The sequence below is a fragment of the Roseateles sp. P1_C1_2 genome, from assembly GCF_056406535.1.
Window position 1 is genome coordinate 56,194 of record NZ_JBFUAB010000022.1, and the last position, 18,155, is coordinate 74,348.

An 18,155-nucleotide genomic window follows, 5' to 3' on the forward strand; every position below is an offset into this window, starting at 1 on the left:
AGGAGACAAGGACATCATGAGCAACGCTTCCCACTGCAAACACTGGCGCCGCCACGCGCTGGCCACGGCCGTCTGCTTCGTACTCGCCGGCGCCGCCCAGGCACAGTCATCCAACGCGACCGTGCGCGGCACCATCACCGCCGCGGGCGCCACGGCGCCGGCCGGCACCGATGTCGTCGCCGTCAACAAGAGCAACGGCAACACCTATCGCGCCAAGACCCTGGCCGACGGCAGCTATGTGCTGCTGGGCCTGAATCCGGGCAGCTACGAGATCCGCGTCGGCGGCGCCGCCACGGGCAGCCTCGTCACGCTGTCGGTGGGACAGAACGCCACGCTGGACCTGGCCAGCACCGACGCCAAGCTCGGCACCGTCGTCATCCAGGGCAGCGCGCAGCGCCAGGGCGTCATCGACTCGCAGGTTGGCATGACGGTTTCCAACCGGATGATCGAGGCCATCCCGCAGGCGTCGCGCAACTTCCTGTCGGCTGCCGATTTCGCGCCGGGCGTGCGCTTCGACACCGACCCCGCCGGCAATACGCGGGTGCGCAGCGGCTCGCAGAACCAGGACTCCCTCAACGTCTTCATCGATGGCGTCGGGCGCAAGAACAACATCCTGCGGGGCGGCGTCTCCGGCCAGGACACCAGCCGCGGCAATCCCTTCCCGCAGACGGCCATCGCCGAGTACCGCGTGCTGACGCAGAACTACAAGGCCGAGTACGACCAAGTCTCCAGCGTGGCCATCTCCGCAGTCACCAAATCGGGCGGCAATGAAACGCATGGAAACGTTTACGTCAACCGCACGGGCAGCAACTGGACCTCGCTGAGCCCCATCCAGAAGCGTGATGAGGCCAATGGCATCGCCACGCCGTCCAACAAGCAGCTCGAAGGCGGCTTCAGCATCGGCGGTGCGATCAAGCCGGACACGCTGCACTACTTCGTCGCCTATGACGGCAAGACGCTCGACAAGCCCCGCCAGCTGACCGCGACCAACCTGGACAAATACCCGGGCAGCCCCGGTGTCATTGCCACGCTTGCAGCAGAGCAGGGCTCGTTCAAGGGCGAATTCAAGGAGCATCTGCTGTTCGGCAAGCTGTCGGCCGAGATCGACGACCGCCAGCGCCTGGACCTGACGACGACGCTGCGCAAGGAAACGGGCTACTCGGTCGACGGCGATCGCTTCTCGAAGAGCACCGCCATCAACAACAACAACAACGAGTACCGCCTCGACCTGAAGCACGAGTACACGGGCGACACCTGGCTCAACGAGGCCCGCGTGGGCTGGGAGAGCACCAAGTGGAACCCGCAGTCGGACTCCGGCGCCCCGCTGGTTCGCTACAAGTACTCGCCCACCAACGCCATCAACAACGTTCAGGACATCTTTTTCGACGGCGGCTCGCCCAATGCCCAGGACCGCCGCCAGAGCGGCTTCTACCTGAAGGACGACCTCAGCTACACGGGCCTGGCGGGCCACGTCTTCAAGGGCGGTGTGCAGCTCAAGGCGATGGAATACGACCTCAGGGGCACGGCCTTCCGCGTGGCCGCCATCGACACCGTGGTGAACACGACGACCGGCATGCCCTACTTCAGCGGCCTGGCCTGCACCGGCACCAACGTCAGCAGCAGCGGCCTGTCCAGCGACCAGTGCAACATCCGCCTCGCGGTGCCCGATGCCACGGCCAACTTCAAGAACAAGCAATACGGCATCTACATCCAGGACGACTGGAAGCTCACCAAGCAGTTGGAACTCAATCTCGGCATCCGCTGGGACTATGAAGACAACATGCTCAACAACAAATACGTGACGCCGGCTGATCGCATCGCCATGCTGAATGCGCTGGACGGCCGCACCGTCGATGGCATCACGGCACCTGCTGGCCAGACGTATGCGCAGTCGATGGCCAAGGGGGGCATCAATATCGCGGACTACATCGCGACCGGCAATTCGCGCAAGGAGTTCAAGACGGCCTTCGCGCCGCGCCTGGGCGCGTCCTTCGACGTGTTCGGCGACAAGGCCTCGGTGATCTATGGCGGGGTGGGCCGCAGCTACGACCGCAGGATGGCCAACAACGCGCTGGACGAACTGCAGAAGAACCAGCAGCCCAATGGCGAGACCTGGATGATCCGCAACGATTTCAAGATGCCCTTCGCGGACCAGATGAGCCTGGGCCTGCGCCAGGCCCTGGGGCAATGGAATATGGACGTCGCGATCTCGAAGGTCCATGCCAAGAACCAGTTCATCTGGTTCAACGGCAATCGCGACCCCAACGGCGGCTTCGGCAATTCGAACTCCATCGATCCGCTGTGGGGCGGTGCGCCGCGCAACTACGGCACCATCGTGCTCGGCGACTTCGTCGGCCAGAACAAGTCGACCAGCCTCTTCCTGTCGCTGGAGAAGCCCTACACCCAGGCCAGCGGCTGGAGCATGACGGTGGCCTACACCCACACGGACGCCAAGACCACCAACAACGAATGGTCGGATGACATCTTCGACTGGACGTACGGCAAGAGCACCTACGGCTTCCGGCCGGCCAAGGATGCCGAGAAGAACCGCCTGGTGGTGGGCGGCCTGATCGACAGCCTGCCCTGGGGCATGCAGCTTTCGGGCAAGCTGACCGTGGGCGACGGCCAGCCGCGGCGCGTGGTGGACTGCCATACCGGCTTCAGCGGCGCCAACGGCTGCGTCGCCGTCGCGCGCGGCTCCGACACCTTCAAGCAGCTCGACATGGCGCTGGCCAAGAGCTTCAAGGTCTATGGCGGCGAGCTGCAGATCCGCGCCGACGTGCTCAACCTGTTCAACACCGCCAACTGGGGCTATTACGACGACTGGGTCGGTGGCCCGTCGACCCCGCCCAAGAACGCGCTCGGTGGCGACAACGACCACTTCGACACCAAGACCGGTGTGCGCGGCACGATGCGGCAGTTCAAGCTGGGCGTGAGCTACACGTTCTGATCCTGAAGTCCGGGAGCTGGCTGCGCCGAATGCAAGGCCGGCTCCCACAATCACCCCCATCATGAGTTTGCTGACCCGACGCGCCGTCCTTGCACACGGCGCCGGCCTTGCCCTGGCCGCCAACCTGCCCAGCTGGGCCGAGACGGCGGCGCCCGCGGCCGACACCTTCCTGGCCGACCTCGAGCGTCGCACCTTCGACTTCTTCTGGGAGACGACGGATGCGAAGACCGGCCTGGCACCCGACCGCTGGCCGACGCCGTCCTTCGCCAGCATCGCGGCCGTCGGCTTCGCGCTGAGCGCCTATCCGGTCGGCGTGGCGCGTGGCTACATCACGCGAGCCCAGGCGCGCGAGCGCACCTTGACGACGCTGCGCTTCTTCGCCGGCCTGCCGCAGGGCCCGGGCAAGACCGGCGTGGCCGGCCACAAGGGATTTTTCTATCACTTCCTCGACATGAAGGAGGGCCTGCGCTTCGCCCAGTGCGAGCTGTCCACCGTCGACACGGCGTTGTTGCTGATGGGCGCCCTGCATGCCCAGAGCTACTTCGATGGCGAGCATGCCGACGAGGCCGCCATCCGCAAGCTGGTAGATGAGCTCTACGGCCGCGTCGACTGGGCCTGGGCCCAGGTGCGGCCGCCGTCCATCAGCCACGGCTGGTCGCCCGAGAAGGGCTTCATCCCGTCCGACTGGAAGGGCTACAACGAGGCCATGATGGTCTATCTGCTGGCCCTGGGCTCGCCCACGCGGCCGGTGCTGCCCGAGGCCTATGACGCCTGGCTCAGCACCTACGACGAGCACAGCTGGGGCGAGAGCCATGGCCAGACTTTCCTGCGCTTCCCGCCGCTGTTTGGCCACCAGTTCACGCATTGCTGGGTGGACTTCCGCGGCATTCGCGACGCCTATATGCGTGCCAAGGGCCTGGACTATTTCGAGAACTCGCGCCGCGCCACCTATGTGCAGCGCGACTACGCCGCCGCCAACCCGCTGGGCTGGCAGGGCTACAGCGCCGAGGTCTGGGGTGTCAGCGCCAGCGACGGCCCGGCCGACATCAAGCTGGCCTACAAGACGACCGCCGGCAAGACCGAGAAGCGCCGCTTCATCAGCTATGCCGGCCGCGGCATGGGCCTGTACGACGATGGCACGCTGGCGCCCTATGCGGCCGGCAGTTCCATCGCCTTCGCGCCCGAGATCGTCATCCCGGCGCTGATGGCCATCAAGGAGCGCTACCCGCACACCTGGGGGCGCTATGGTTTCTGGGATGCCTTCAATCCCAGCTTCAACTACCCCGACGTGCGTCTCACGCATGGCCGCATCGAGCCCGGCAAGGGCTGGGTGGACACCGACATGCTGGGCATCGACCAGGGCCCCCTGCTGGCCATGATGGGCAACCACCGCGGCGAGCTGGTGTGGCAGGTCATGCRCAAGAACGCGCATCTGGTGCGCGGCCTCAAGCGCGCCGGCTTCACCGGGGGCTGGCTAGAGAAGCTGTGAACGAATCCCTCACGCCCCCTCATCCCGCCGCAGCGCCGCCACTCGGCGTTGCAAATGCTCGCCGTAGCCCCAGCTACGACTGCGCTTTGCGCCTTGATTGGCGTCACTGCAACGGCCTGCTCGGGCGCGCCGGATCCGCCCACAGCTTCTGACATGCGCCGCCGCGACCTGCTCACTGCATCCGCCGCAGCAGCCCTGACAGGTTGCGCGCAAGAGCGCGGCACCACGCTGCGCTTCTGGGCGATGGGCCGCGAGAGCGAGGTCGTGGCCGAGCTGATGCCGGCCTTCGAGCGCGAGCACCCGGGCGTGCGCGTGAAGGTCGAGCAACTGCCCTGGACGGCCGCGCATGAGAAGCTGCTGACCGCCTTCGCCGGCGACGCGACGCCCGACCTCGCCCAGGTCGGCAACACCTGGCTGCCCGAGATGCAGGCCCTGGGCGCGCTGGAGGCGCTGGAGCCCTGGCTGGCGCGCACGCCGGCTCTTGTACCGGGTGACTACTTCGACGGCATCTGGGCGACGAATGCGCCCGGTGGCCAGCGCGTGGGCCTGCCCTGGTATGTGGACACGCGGCTGATGTTCGTGCGCCAGGACCTGCTGGCGCGTGCCGGCATCCCGTCCATGCCCGTGAGCTGGGACGACTGGCGCGCGGCACTGGCCAGGTTGCGCCAGCACGGCATGGACAAGCCCATGCTGCTGCCCACCAACGAGTCCGCGCCGCTGCTGGCCCTGGCCCTGCAGCAGCCGGGCGAGGTGCTGCGTGATGGCGGCCGCTACGGCAACTTCTCGTCGCCAGGCTTTCGCACCGCTCTGGGCTTCTACCTGGAGCGCTTCCAGCGCGGCGAGGCGCCCGGCGTCAGCGAGGTGCAGATCGGCAACCTCTGGCAGGAGTTCGGCCGCGGCAACTTCGCCTTCTATATGTCCGGGCCCTGGGACATCGGCGAGTTCAAGCGCCGCCTGCCGGCCGAACTGGCCAATGCCTGGATCACCGCCGAGCTGCCCGGCCCGAACGGCCCCGGTGCGTCCCTCGCTGGCGGCGCCAGCCTCGCGATGTTCAAGCGCTCGCGCCACAAGGCCGAGGTCTGGGCGTTGATCAGCTATCTGAGCCGGCCCGATGTGCAGCTGGAGTTCTATCGCCTGACCGGTGACCTGCCGGCGCGGCGCAGCGCCTGGGCCCTGCCGCTGAACGGCGCGACGCTGGCCGAGGACAGGCACGCCGCCGCCTTCCACCGCCAGCTGCAGCGCGTACGCGCAGCGCCGGCCGTGCCCGAATGGGAGCGCATCGAGAAGGAGATGCAGCTCGCCGCGACGCGCGCGGTGCACGGCGTGACCGACCTGGACACGACGGTGAAGCGGCTGGATGCCCTCGTCGACGGCATCCTGGAAAAGCGGCGCTGGATGCTGGACCGAAAGGTCGTCGCATGAAGCACAGCGGTCGTGAGTCGCTCGCCGCCTGGGCCTTCGCCGCCCCGGCGTTGATCGTCATTGCCCTCTTCTTCGGCGTGCCGGTCTTCGCCGGCCTGGTGCTCAGCCTGACCGACTTCGACATCTATGCCCTGGCCGATTTGCGCAATCTGCGCTGGCAGGGCCTGGACAACTATCTGCACGTGCTCGGCCTGCCGCTGTTCTGGAAGGCCCTGGGCAACACCCTCTATTTCGTCGTGCTCGGCGTGCCGCTGTCCATCGGCGTCTCGCTGGCTGCGGCCGTGCTGCTGCAGAGCAAGCTCGTGCGCTTCAAGCCGCTGCTGCGCACGGCCTTGTTCGCCCCCGTGGTGACGACGCTGGTCGCCGTCGCCGTCATCTGGCGCTATCTCTTCCACGTCAAGTACGGCCTGGTGAACTACACGCTGCAGTCGCTGGGCCTGGATCCGGTGGACTGGCTGGGCGACCCGCACTGGTCCATGCCCACCATCATCCTGTTCGCCGCCTGGAAGAACTTCGGCGGCAACATGATCATCTTCATCGCCGCCCTGCAGGCCGTGCCCCACGACCTGTACGAGGCCGCGCGGCTGGACGGTGCGCGCAGCTGGGCCCAGTTCCGCTACATCACGCTCGCCAGCATCGCGCCCACGCTCTTGATGGTCACCATCCTGACGACGGCCGGCTACTTCCAGCTCTTTGCCGAACCCTATGTGATGACCCAGGGCGGGCCGCTGCAGAGCACGGTCAGCGTGCTCTATCTGATGTACGAGGAAGGCTTCAAGTGGTGGAACCTGGGCCTGGCCTCGGCCGTGGCCTTCGTCCTCTTCGTCATCATCGTGGTGGTCAGCAAGGGCCTGATCGCCGTGCAGCGCCGGTTGACGGGGGAGGGCGCATGAAGCCCAAAACGGTCTTCGTCAACGGCCTGCTGTGGGCCTTTGCGGCGCTGGCGGCCTTCCCGCTGGTTTGGATGGTCTGCGTGTCGCTGATGCCGGCCGGCACGGCCCAGAGCCTGCCGCCGCCGCTGATCCCCAAGCATCCGACTTTTGCGCACTACCAGCAGCTGCTCGGCGACGGCGGCCTCAAGCGCGCCTTTGTCAACAGCCTGGGCCTGGCCGTCATCAGCACGCTGGTCTCGGTCAGCTTCAACACGCTGGCGGGCTACTCATTCGCCAAGCTGCGCTTTCGCCACCGCGAGCGCGTCTTCGGCCTGCTGATCGCGGCCCTGGTGATTCCGGGCCAGGTTGCCATGCTGCCCCTCTTCCTGATGCTCAAGGGCATGGGCCTGGTGAACACCTGGATGGGCGTGCTGATTCCCAGCATGGCCGGCATCTTCGGCATCTTCCTGGTGCGCCAGTACGCGCGCGGCGTGCCGGACGAGTTGCTCGAGGCGGCGCGGCTGGATGGGGCCGGCGAGTGGCGCATCTTCTGGAGCGTCGTGCTGCCGACGCTGAAGCCTGTCCTCGTCACGCTGGCCGTGTTCGCCTTCCTCGGCAGCTGGAACGACTTCATGTGGCCCCTGATCGTGCTGACCGACGGCGAGATGCACACGCTGCCCGTCGCTCTTGCCGCGCTGTCGCGCGAGCATGTGCAGGACAGCGAGCTGATGATGGCCGGCGCCGTCATCACGGTGCTGCCGGTGCTGGCCTTGTTCGTCGCCCTGCAGCGCTACTACATGCAGGGCTTGTTGATGGGCAGCGTGAAATGAAGAAGCTGTTGGCCTGCCTGCTGCTGCTGGCCGCCCCCTGCGCGGGCGCCGTCGTACTGGACGACATGAAGGACGCCAGCCGCTGGAAAGCGACGGCCTCCGACCAGGTCAAGGCCAGCCTGCGCCGCGACGCGCGCGACGACTCCCTTTGCCTCGACTACGACTTCACCGGCGTCTCCGGCTATGCCGTGCTGCGCCGCGAACTGCCGCTGGACTGGCCGGCCGATTTCGCGCTGACCACCCAGCTCAAGGGCAAGACCGCCGGCAACGACGTGCAGATCAAATTCGTCGATGCCAGCGGCGACAACGTCTGGTGGATCCACCGCCCGGCGCTGGCCCTGCCCGACACGCTGACCGAGACGCGCTTCAAGCGCCGCCACATCGCCTTCGCCTGGGGCCCGACCGAAGACCGCGTGCTCAAGCGCAGCCAGTTCATCGAGTTCGTCGTCGTCGCCGGCCAGCAGGATGGCGGCGGGGCCGGGGCCCTGTGTGTCGGCGCGATCGGCCGCGAGCCGCGCGAGCCCGCACCCAAGGCCTGGCCCGAACCGCGCCGCAAGCAGGGTGCCGGCGAGGTGACGCTGGACTTCCAGCAGCTGCGTGAGTTCAACGGCCTGTGGTTCGCCAGCGGCGCGCCGCTGCGGGTCGAGGTGTCGGACGACAACCGGCGCTGGAAGCTGCTGTCCGCACGCCCCGGCCGGGCCCTCTTCCTCGGCGAGCAGGAGTGGCGCTGGATCCGGCTGCGCTACGAGGGCAAAAAGCCGCCCGAGCTCGAGTTGCGTGACGCCGCCCAATGGCCCGACAGCAACGCCGCTGTCGCCGAGCTCGCCCGCGCGCTGCCGCGTGGTGAGCTGCCGCGCGCCTTCCTCGGCGAGCAGAACTACTGGACCGTCGTCGGCGTCGACGGCGGCGCCCAGCGCTCCGGCCTCGTCAGCGAAGACGGCGCCATCGAGCTGGCCCGTGGCGGCCCCAGCGTCGAACCCGCTGTGCGGCTGGATGACGGCCGCCTCGTCACCTGGGCTCAGGCGCGCATCGAGCACAGCCTCGTCGAGCACGCGCTGCCCGTCGTGCAGTGGCGGCATGCGGACGTGGAGCTGCGCGTCGAAGCCGCCGCCGACGGCCCGGCCAAGGATCCCAAGCTGCTGGCCCGCTACACGCTGCGCAACCCGACGCCGAAACCGCAGCACTATGCGCTGCTGCTCGCACTGCGCCCCTGGCAGGTCAACCCGCCGCAGCAATTCCTGTCGACGCAGGGCGGCATCAGCCCGCTGCCTTCCCTGCATTGGGCCGAGGGCGCGCTGACGGCACCGGGACTGCGCCTGACGCCGCGCGAGGCGCCCACCGAAGTCCGCGCCGCGCCCTGGAGCAGCGGCCCGGGTCTGGCCGCGCTGCTGCAGGCGCCGCCGCTCACGCACCTGCGCGATGTCGAGAGCCTGCCCTCGGCGCTGCTGCGCTTTGACGTCGAGCTGGCGCCTGGCGAGTCGCGCAGCTTCGGCTGGGTGACGGGCAATGGCGACACCGCCACGCTGGACGCCCGCTTCGCCGTGGCCGCCGCGCAATGGCGCGACCGCCTCGGCGTGTTGGAGCTGCAGCTGCCGCCGCAGGCCCAGCCAGTGGCCGACACCTTGCGCAGCGCGCTGGCCCAGATCCTGATGTCGCGCGACGGCCCGGCGCTGCGACCCGGCACCCGCTCCTATGCCCGCTCCTGGGTGCGCGACGGCGCCATGATGGTGGCCGGTCTGGTGCGCATGGGCGAGCCGCAGGCGGCGAGGGAGTTCGTCGACTGGTTCGGCGGCCATATCTTCGAATCCGGCAAGGTGCCCTGCTGCGTGGATCAGCGCGGCGCCGATCCCGTCGTCGAGAACGACAGCCACGGCCAATACCTGTTCGCCGTCGCCGAACTTTGGCGCCATACCCAGGACCGCGCGCTGCTGGAGCGCCACTGGCCCAAGGTACAGCGCGTCGTCGCGTGGATGGAAGCTCTGCGCCAGAGCGAGCGCAAGCCCGATGCCGACCCGCGCTTCAAGGGGCTGATGCCGCCCTCCATCAGCCACGAGGGCTATTCGGACAAGGCCGCCTACGCCTACTGGGACGACTTCTGGGCCCTGCGCGGCTACAAGGACGCGGTACAGATCGCGCAGGCCCTGGGCGACACGGCGCAAGCCGTGCGCTGGGCGGTGTCGCGCGACGAGTTCGCGGCCGACCTGGCCGCCTCCATCGCCGCGACCGCGAAGCACTACGGCATCACCCACATCGCCGGCGCCGCCGATCGCGGCGACTTCGATGCGACGTCCACGACGATGGCGCTGAACCCGGCCCAGGCTGGCCATCTCGCGCCCGAACTGTTGCGCGCCACCTTCGACCGCTACTGGGCCGAGGCCCTGGCCCGCATCGAGGGCCGCAAGGCCTGGGCCGACTACACGCCCTACGAGCTGCGCAATGTCAGCGCCCTGGTGCGACTGGGCCGGGCGGACGAAGCGCACCGGCTGCTGGCCTGGTTCTTCGGCCACCAGCGCCCCGCGGGCTGGAACCTGTGGGCCGAGGTCGTGCGGCCGGATGCGCGCAAGCCGGGCTTCCTCGGCGACATGCCCCATGCCTGGGTCTCGTCCGACTATCTGCGCTCGGCCCTGGACCTGCTCGCCTATGAGACCGAAACCGACCTGGTGCTCGGCGCGGGCCTGCCGGCGAGCTGGCGCGAGGCGGGCGACATCGGCGTCGCGGGCCTGTCCACCGCCTGGGGGCGGCTGGACTATCGCCTGCTCAAGCGCGCCGACGGCGGCTGGACGCTGCACATCGACCGCCGCCCCGAGCGGCTGGGCGGCGAGATGCGCCTGGCCTGGCCTGGCGCAGGGCCATTGCCGCGCGCTAACGTCGAAACTCAAGCGCTGAGCTGGCAGGGCCGCGAGTTGCCGCTGCCCGCCAACGCCACCACCGTTCAGCTGGAGCCCACGCCATGACGATGAACCGCCGCCAATTGCTGTTGACGACGCCCGCTCTGCTCAGCGCCTGCGCGGCCATGCCGCCGACGCCACCTGCCGGCCTGGCCGCTGGTGAGCAGCGGGCCTGGGAGATCGAGGGCGAGCGCATGTGGGTGTCGCTGCCGCGCGCCTACACCGAGAGGCGCGAGCGCTGGCCGCTGCTGGTCTTCCTGCACGGCTCGGGCGAGCGCGGCACCGACCTGGAGAAGGTCAAGATCCACGGCCCGCCGTCGTGGGCGGCACGCGGCGTGAACCCGCAGTTCATCATCGTCAGCCCGCAGCTCGAAGACGGCGCGCGCTGGCAGCCCGAGCGCCTGCACCGCCTGATGCTGGCCCTGCAGGCGCGGCTCTACGTGGACCGCCGGCGCAGCCTCGCCACCGGCCTCAGCCTCGGGGGCCACGGCGTGTGGAACTGGGCCAGCGCCTATCCGCGCGACCTCGCAGCCATCGCGCCGGTCTGCGGTTTCGGCGACCCGGTCTCCGTCGAGGCCATGCGCGAGGTGCCGGTGCGCGCCTATCACGGCGATGCCGACACCGCCGTGCCGCTGGCCGGCCAGCAGGCCTGCGTCGACGCGCTGCGCGCCGTGGGCGGCCGGGTCAGCTTCACCATCTATCCCGGCGTCGGCCACGACTCCTGGACCCCCGCCTATCAAGACCCCGATCTGCTGCCCTGGCTGTTGGCGCAGCGACAAACATGACCGCTCACTCGCTTAGCAATCCGGCCGGCCTCCAAGCCGAGCTGCTGTCCCACGGCGCCTTGCGCCGGCTGATGTTCGGGCCGGCGCTGATGCTCAACCTCTTTCCGGGCAATGAGCTGGAAGGCGGGCTGGCCAATGTCTGGCTGCGCCGCCGCGAGGCGGGCGATAGCGGTTGGCGCATCGTGCCGCTGCTCGGGCCGCGCTCGCCGCTGAGCGTGCACAGCGATGCAGGCGGCTTCGAGATGCGCGGTGAATGGGAGGGCCTGGCCTTGCGGCTGCAATTGCGCCTGTCGGCCAGCGAGCCCGTGCTGTTCTGGCATCTGCAGGCCGCGAATCTGGGCGACACCGCCTGCGAGATCTCGCCCGTGCTGGTGCAGGACGTCGGTCTGGCCGACTATGGCGCCGCGCGCACCAACGAGTTCTACGTCAGCCACTACATCGATCTGCAGCCGCTGCAGCACCCCCGCCACGGTGCCCTGCTGGCCGCGCGCCAGAACCAGGCCCAGAGCGGCCGCCACCCCTGGCTGCTGGCGGGTTCGCTGCGCCGCGCCGACAGCTTCGCGACCGACGCCAGCCAGGTGTGGGGCCATGCCGCGCGTGAGGGCGCGCCGCCGCCAGGCCTGCTGAGCGGCCTGCCGGGGCGGCGCCTGCAGCACGAGCATGCCGTCGTTGCACTGCAGGACGAGGCCATCGCGCTGGCGCCCGGCGAGCGCACGGCGGCTGGCTTCTTCCTGGCGCTGCAGCCCCACCACCCCGAGGCCAGCGGCGATGCCGATCTGGGGCGCCTGCCCGCCGTGCTGGCGCTGCCCGAGGCCCAACCGTCTGCCATGCTGGACGCGCCTGGCCTGGCACCCACGCCCAGCCTGTTCGCCAGCGCACAGATGCTGGCCAGCCGCGAGCTGAGCGCCGAGGACCTGGCGGCCTGGCTGCCCGGAGAGCGCCGCCACGAGGAGTGGCAGGACGGCCAATTGCTGAGCTTCTTCGCCGATGAGAGCCGCCACGTCGTATTGCGCGCCAAGGAATTGCTCGTGCAGCGACCGCATGGCCACATCCTGCGCAGCGGCGACCACCTCGTGCCCGACGAGGGCGCGCTGACGTCCACCTGCTGGATGGGCGGCGTCTTCCATTCCATGCTGACCCAGGGCCATGTCAGCATCAACCGCCTGCTGTCCACTCAGCGCAGCCTGCTCGGCCTGTTCGGCACGGCCGGTTTGCGGCTGTTCGTGCAGCAGCAAGCCTGCGACTGGGAGCTGCTTGGCCTGCCGTCGGCCTTCGAGATCCAGCCGCAGCGCTGCCGCTGGCTGTATGCCTTTGATACCGGCGTCATCGAGGTCATCGCGTCGGCCGGCGCCGCGCCGGATGCGATGGCACTGAGCCTGCGTGTGCTCAAGGGCCGCGCGTTGCGCCTGCGGGCCAGCATCAACCTGGCGGTCGGCGGTGATGATGGTGCCGCGTCGGCCAAGCCTGTGTGGGAGCACAGCGACTACCGCTTGCGCATCACACCGCCCGAGGGCAGCGAGCTGGCGGAACGCTTCCCCGGCGGCGGCCTCGTCGTCGAAGCGCCGGGCCTGTCCATCGTCGGCGACGACGGCCGGCTGTTCGACGACGGTGTCAGCCGCGGCGAGCCGCTGCTGTGCCTGGATTTCTCGCCGGCCCATGCTTTTTCACTGACGCTGCGCGGCGAGCTGCTCGAGACCTTGCCGCCACCCGCTCAGCCATTGACGCTGCCGCAATGGCAGCACCCGGCCCTGGCGCAGCTCAGCGACATCCTGCCCTGGTATGCCCACAACGCCCTGGTGCACTATCTGTCGCCGCGCGGCCTTGAGCAGTATTCGGGTGGCGGCTGGGGCACGCGCGATGTCTGCCAGGGGCCGCTGGAAATGCTGCTGGCGCTCGGCCAGACCGCTCCCGTGCGCGACCTGCTGCTGCGCGTCTTCGCGGCCCAGAACCCCGACGGCGACTGGCCGCAGTGGTTCATGTTCTTCGAGCGCGAGTCCAACATCCGTGCCGGTGACTCGCATGGCGACATCGTCTTCTGGCCGTTGCTGGCCTTGGCGCAATACCTGATCGCCAGCGGCGACGCCGGTCTGCTCGACGAGGTGCTGCCCTTCCACGGTGGTGAGGCAGTCAGCCTGGCTGCGCATGTCGAGCAAGCGCTGGCGCTGATCCGCCAGCGCGTCGTGCCCGGCACGGGCCTGGCCGCCTACTGGCATGGCGACTGGAACGATTCGCTGCAGCCGGCCGACCCGGCCCTGCGCGAGCGCCTGTGCAGCGCCTGGACGGTCACGCTGCACCACCAGATGCTGCACACGCTGGCGACGGCCTTGGGCCGCCTCGGCCGCGCCGATGCAGCCGCCGCGCTGACGGCCGAAGCCATGGGCGTGCGCGCCGAGTTCCAGCGCCTGCTGGTGCAGGACGATGTCGTCGCCGGCTATGCACTCTTCCCCGAGCAGGGCGAACGCGAGCTGTGGATCCATCCGCGCGACACGCGCACCGGCCTGCGCTACAGCCTGCTGCCGATGATGCATGCCGTCATCGACGAGCTCTTCACGCCCGAGCAGGCGGCGGTGCAGGCGGCCTTGATCGAGCTGCACCTGAAGGGCCCCGATGGCGCCCGCCTGTTCGACGCGCCGCTGCCCTATCGCGGCGGCCCCTCGCAGCTCTTCCAGCGCGCCGAGACCAGCACCTTCTTCGGCCGCGAGATCGGCATCATGTATATGCATGCCCATCTGCGTTATGCGCAGATGCTGGCCCACCTCGGCCACGCCGAGGCCTTCCTGCACGCGCTCACGCTTGCCCACCCGATCGCGCTGACGGACCGCGTGCCGAGCGCGAGCCGGCGCCAGGCCAACTGCTACTACTCCAGCTCCGACGCCGCCTTCGCCGACCGCTACGAGGCCCAGGCCCACTATGGCCGTGCGCTGGCCGGCGAGGTGGCGCTGGACGGTGGCTGGCGCATCTACTCCAGCGGCCCGGGCATTGCGCTGGGCCTGGTCATCAACTCGCTGCTCGGGCTGAGGCTGGAGCAGGGCGGCCTCGTCGTCGACCCCGTCATGCCGGCGGTGCTGGACGGGTTGACCGTGCAGCTGACGCTGGCGGACCTGCGCTTCGAGCTGAGCTACCGCGTCGGCCCGCGCGGCCACGGCGTCGTGCGTGTGCGGGACGAGTCGGGCCAGGAGATCACCGCCCTGCGCCGCCCGCATGCCTACCGCATGGGCGCGCTGGCGCTGGCGCGACCGGCGCCGGGCAGCGTGAATCGCTGGACGATCGAGCTCGGCTAGCCCACGTCGACGAGGACGAAGTGCTTGCGTACCGGCGCCAGCACTTCAAACTCGCCCTCGAAACCCGGCGGGATGACGCCGCCTTGGCCCGGGCCGATGTCGACGGCACCGTCCGGCCCGTGCAGGCGCACGCGGCCTTCGAGCACGTGGAAATACTCCTGGCGCCCGGCGGGGAAGACGATGCGCCAGCGGCCGACCTCGCAGGCCCAGATGCCGGCGCTCATCGGGCCGGCTTCGTGCAGCGTCCAGGTCTGGCGCCGCGGCGCACCGCTGAGGCGGCGGTCTTCGCGCGGCTGGTCAAGCACGGGCTCGAGGCCGGTGGTCGAAGCTATGTGGACGATCTTGGCCATCAGCCCATCCGCATCGGAATGGTCACCGGCCCGTCGTTGACGAGGTGGACCTGCATGTCGGCGCCGAACTCGCCGTTGGCGACGACAGCATGCTGGCTGCGCGCGAATGCCAGCGTGTGTTCGTAAAGCCGCCGGCCCTGCTCGGCCGGCGCCGCGCCGGTGAAGCTCGGCCGGTTGCCGCCGCTGGTGTCGGCCGCCAACGTGAACTGGCTGACGATGAGCAGGCCGCCGGCCACGTCCTGCAGGCTGCGGTTCATCTTGCCGGCGTCGTCGCTGAAGACGCGCAGCTTCAGCACCTTGGCAATCAGCGTCTCGGCCGTCGCTTCGCTGTCGGTCGGCTCGGCGCAGACCAGCATCAGCAGACCCTGGCCGATCTCGCCGGTGACGCGGCCGGCCACCTCCACGCGCGCTTGGGCGACGCGCTGCAGCAGACTGATCAAGTGCTCCTCCTGTGCTGTGATCCTGTCGGGATTGCAGCACAGGGCGGGGCGCCCGGCCCCAGCGCCCCTTCAAAGCCAGCCGATATCCTTGAGCAACTGGTAGGTGAGGTCCTTGGGCAGCACGACCGAGTGGCTCAGGTCACCGTTGATCGATGGCTCCATCAAGAGGTTGGGGAAGGCGCTGGTGTCGAAATGCGAGACGGACGAACCGCCCTGGAAGGGGTTGGGCGCAAACATCAGCATGCGGCCGGCGCCGTCGGCACCGGCACGCACCGACAGATCCACGCCCAGGTTGGCGAACATGCCCGAACGCGTGCGCGTGCGGGTGGCCAACGCCGCCTTGAGCGCCGCGCCGTCGGCCTGGGTGATGCGCACCGACGGGATGGTGACGGTGGCGTCAGTGCCGCCCAGGCCGGGTGGCGGTGAACCGGCCACGTTGTCGGCCACGATCACCGCGATCGCGCCGGCGTTCTGGGCGTTCTTGACCTTGACGTTGAAGGTGCAGACGCCGCGGTCGACCAGCGCGATCTTGCCCGTGACCGCCAGGGCATTGGCCGCCGACAGCGGGTTGCAGGCGAGGCCGAGATTGGGCGCCGTGTCGACCACGGGCATGATCTCTCCGGTCAGGCCGGGGCTGGACAGCGCCGGCCCGAAGGAAGCCGTGCCGACCGAGTAGTTGCCCGCCACCGAGGCCGGCATGCTGATGCTGAGGAGCGGCGTGCCGGCCTGCAGCACGGTGGCCAGGTTGGCGTTGACGTTGCTGCCCGTCCAGACCAGCTTGCCGTTCTTGAGCGACGAGGCGGCCCGTTCGGCATTGGTCATGTTCTTCCAGAGCTTGCCGGTGGCCGCGTCCAGCAGGAAGTGGTCCCAGATGCTTGGAAATCCCGCGAGCTGTGCGCCGCTGCTGGCGTTGGTGTAGGTCTGGAAGCCCAGGCCATGGCCGAACTCATGCGTGAGCACGGTCACCAGGTCGACGTTCGTGCCGTGGTTGTTGTCCAGGCCGAGGTAGAAGAAGATGCCGGTCAGGCAACCCGCCTGGCCCAGGTTGATGTTGAAGCGGGCGCGGATGTCGGCGGTCGCGGGGTCAAGCTCGACGCCAGCTAACATATTGGCCTGCGCCTTGCCGAACCAGGTGCCGGGCACCGGCATGCTGGGGCTGTCGCGGAACACTTCGGTCGCGCCGGCGCTGCCGAGCACGGCGCCGGTGGCGGTGCAGGTCAGGGCTTCCCAGGTGGCCAGCACGCGGATGGTGACGCTGCTGGTGAGGGTGGCGCCCCAGGTGTTGGCGGCAGCCTGGAAGGCGTTCAGGCGTTGCTGGCCGAGGGTGGTGCCGGGGTTGCCGCCCACGGGTGCCGCCGGGGTGGCGTCATTGAAGCCGACACCGGCTGGATCGCCATTGACGATCACGATGGTCGAAGCGGCGAAGGTCAGGGCGGAGAAGGCCAGGCCGATGCCGCCGAGGAGGGCGCCGCGGAGCACCGTGCGCGCCGGGATTGCGGTGAGGTGGTGATTCACTTTTGCCCTCCCTTTGCTGCCCGGTCGGCGGCCTCGAGTTGCGCCATGGCGGCCTCTGCCGTGGGTGCGCAGGCCTGCTGCAGCCGCCCCTTGGCGTCCTTGCGCGCGACCGCATAGCTGGCCGAGCTGTCGTCGAGCGTCATGCCCACGCTGCCGTCGGGGCCGTAGAGCATGGTGGGCTGGGTCACGGCCATGGCACGCGCGCGGCCGTTGGTCTTGGCCGCTTGCCGCGAGGCAGCGGCAGCGGCGGCAGCAGCCTGCAGCGCCGCCGCCTGCTCGGCCGTGGGCTGCACCAGCTGGCCGGTGGCCGGGTCGATGAAGGCGGTCATCGCGGGCGTTTGGGCTGGCAGCTGGGCTGCCTTGCCCGCGCCTGCCACGGGCGCATTGATCACGCGCACATGCGGGAAGCTCATGATGCCGCTGGCGGCCTGGCCTGATGCGCTGTCGGTTGCGGGGCCTTCCGCTGCGCAGGCTGGCGCCGCCAGCATGATCAAGGCCACCGACGCCGCGGCGGATACCGGCCGCAAATGGAAGGTATGCAGATCCATGCTTGCTCCTTGCTAGTTCACGACTTAGACAAAGGGCCGGCGCCGGTGGGCCGTGATGGTCGGCCAGCGCGGCCGAACGAAGCTCAGGTTCGGCGGCGTATCCGCCACAGGCCTGCCAGCGCGAGCGCGAGCGCGCTCAGCGCCAGCGTGCCCGGCTCGGGCAGCCGCTGAGCGGCGGCGTTCACCTGGACGGTGTCCACGCCGATGTAGTTGCCGTCCACCGAGGTGTCGCCCACCACGTAACGGAAGGCGAGCCGCCCGAGGGTGTCGCTGGCCAGGCCGGAGATGGTGTAGTTCTGCGTCACCCAGCCGTCGTCATTGGTCGACGAATAGCTGCCCAGCAGGATTGCGAAGTCACCGAAGCTGGAGGTGGTGGCGCCGACGTCGCTGCTGGCGCCGGACAGGCTCAGGCGGGTTTCCAGCGTATCGAGGAAGCCACTGCCGGCCACCCGCACGACGAAGCTCAGCACATCGCCGTTGTGCAGGGTGAGCATCGGCGTGATCAACCAGTTGCTGATCGCGCCACCGAAGCTGGCGGCGTTGAAGTTGGAGGCGATATAGGAGTTGGCGGCGCCCGAGCTGGCCGGGAAGCTGCTGACGTTGTCGCCCTGGAACCAACTCGTGCTGCCGCCCGGCRTGCTGTTGTTGATCTGGTTCCACCCGGCGGCGCCCAGCAGGCTGATGTCGTCGAAGCCTTCGACCAACGTCGGCATGGCCAGCGCCGGTGCCCCGAGCGCGACGAGCGCCAGTCCTGCCAATAGCTGCTTCATGATGAAGACCCCATT

Annotated in this window: 13 protein-coding genes; 8 read left to right on the plus strand and 5 right to left on the minus strand. The window is 69.1% G+C overall.

Annotation, left to right across the window (positions count from 1 at the left end; translation table 11 throughout):
- Nucleotides 1-16 precede the first annotated feature (16 nt).
- The 8 genes from AC1D2H_RS21550 (at nt 17) to AC1D2H_RS21585 (ending at nt 14,517) form a co-directional block, all read left to right on the plus strand.
- Nucleotides 17-2,950 carry a TonB-dependent receptor gene (locus tag AC1D2H_RS21550; RefSeq protein ID WP_478012397.1) on the plus strand — a complete coding sequence of 978 codons (2,934 nt, stop codon included), beginning with the start codon at nt 17-19 and terminating at the stop codon, nt 2,948-2,950.
- A 61-nt stretch (nt 2,951-3,011) separates the two neighbouring features.
- Nucleotides 3,012-4,439: a glucoamylase family protein gene (locus tag AC1D2H_RS21555; protein ID WP_478012398.1), complete on the plus strand. Its 1,428-nt coding sequence runs from the start codon at nt 3,012-3,014 to the stop codon at nt 4,437-4,439.
- A 153-nt stretch (nt 4,440-4,592) separates the two neighbouring features.
- The gene (locus AC1D2H_RS21560) at nt 4,593-5,861 is read left to right on the plus strand and encodes a sugar ABC transporter substrate-binding protein (protein ID WP_478012399.1); all 1,269 of its coding nucleotides are present in this window, start codon (nt 4,593-4,595) and stop codon (nt 5,859-5,861) included.
- On the plus strand, nt 5,858-6,754 hold the full coding sequence (locus AC1D2H_RS21565; RefSeq protein ID WP_478012400.1) for a carbohydrate ABC transporter permease: 897 nt from the start codon (nt 5,858-5,860) through the stop codon (nt 6,752-6,754). The genes AC1D2H_RS21560 and AC1D2H_RS21565 overlap by 4 nt, the downstream gene beginning before the upstream one ends.
- The gene (locus tag AC1D2H_RS21570) at nt 6,751-7,563 is read left to right on the plus strand and encodes a carbohydrate ABC transporter permease (RefSeq protein WP_478012401.1); all 813 of its coding nucleotides are present in this window, start codon (nt 6,751-6,753) and stop codon (nt 7,561-7,563) included. The genes AC1D2H_RS21565 and AC1D2H_RS21570 overlap by 4 nt, the downstream gene beginning before the upstream one ends.
- Nucleotides 7,560-10,517: a glucosidase family protein gene (locus AC1D2H_RS21575; RefSeq protein ID WP_478012402.1), complete on the plus strand. Its 2,958-nt coding sequence runs from the start codon at nt 7,560-7,562 to the stop codon at nt 10,515-10,517. Before AC1D2H_RS21570 ends, AC1D2H_RS21575 begins: the two co-directional genes overlap by 4 nt.
- Entirely contained in the window at nt 10,514-11,236 is a 723-nt protein-coding gene (locus AC1D2H_RS21580; protein WP_478012403.1) for a carboxylesterase family protein, read from the plus strand. Before AC1D2H_RS21575 ends, AC1D2H_RS21580 begins: the two co-directional genes overlap by 4 nt.
- The gene (locus tag AC1D2H_RS21585; protein WP_478012404.1) at nt 11,233-14,517 is read left to right on the plus strand and encodes a hypothetical protein; all 3,285 of its coding nucleotides are present in this window, start codon (nt 11,233-11,235) and stop codon (nt 14,515-14,517) included. Before AC1D2H_RS21580 ends, AC1D2H_RS21585 begins: the two co-directional genes overlap by 4 nt.
- Here the strand turns inward: AC1D2H_RS21585 and AC1D2H_RS21590 are convergent.
- The 5 genes from AC1D2H_RS21590 to AC1D2H_RS21610 all read right to left on the minus strand — a co-directional run bounded on the left by AC1D2H_RS21590 (nt 14,514) and on the right by AC1D2H_RS21610 (nt 18,140).
- Nucleotides 14,514-14,867, minus strand: a complete 354-nt coding sequence (locus tag AC1D2H_RS21590; protein ID WP_478012405.1) for a cupin domain-containing protein — start codon at nt 14,865-14,867, stop codon at nt 14,514-14,516. The two genes, AC1D2H_RS21585 and AC1D2H_RS21590, sit on opposite strands and share 4 nt — an antisense overlap.
- On the minus strand, nt 14,867-15,307 hold the full coding sequence (dtd, locus tag AC1D2H_RS21595) for a D-aminoacyl-tRNA deacylase (RefSeq protein ID WP_478012406.1): 441 nt from the start codon (nt 15,305-15,307) through the stop codon (nt 14,867-14,869). The genes AC1D2H_RS21590 and dtd overlap by 1 nt, the downstream gene beginning before the upstream one ends.
- Nucleotides 15,308-15,376: 69 nt before the next feature.
- Nucleotides 15,377-16,822: a PA domain-containing protein gene (locus tag AC1D2H_RS21600; protein ID WP_478012407.1), complete on the minus strand. Its 1,446-nt coding sequence runs from the start codon at nt 16,820-16,822 to the stop codon at nt 15,377-15,379.
- Nucleotides 16,819-17,370: a post-PEP-CTERM-1 domain-containing protein gene (locus AC1D2H_RS21605; RefSeq protein ID WP_477933546.1), complete on the minus strand. Its 552-nt coding sequence runs from the start codon at nt 17,368-17,370 to the stop codon at nt 16,819-16,821. Before AC1D2H_RS21605 ends, AC1D2H_RS21600 begins: the two co-directional genes overlap by 4 nt.
- Before the next feature lie 83 nt (nt 17,371-17,453).
- Nucleotides 17,454-18,140 carry a choice-of-anchor J domain-containing protein gene (locus tag AC1D2H_RS21610; RefSeq protein ID WP_478012408.1) on the minus strand — a complete coding sequence of 229 codons (687 nt, stop codon included), beginning with the start codon at nt 18,138-18,140 and terminating at the stop codon, nt 17,454-17,456.
- Nucleotides 18,141-18,155: the final 15 nt, after the last annotated feature.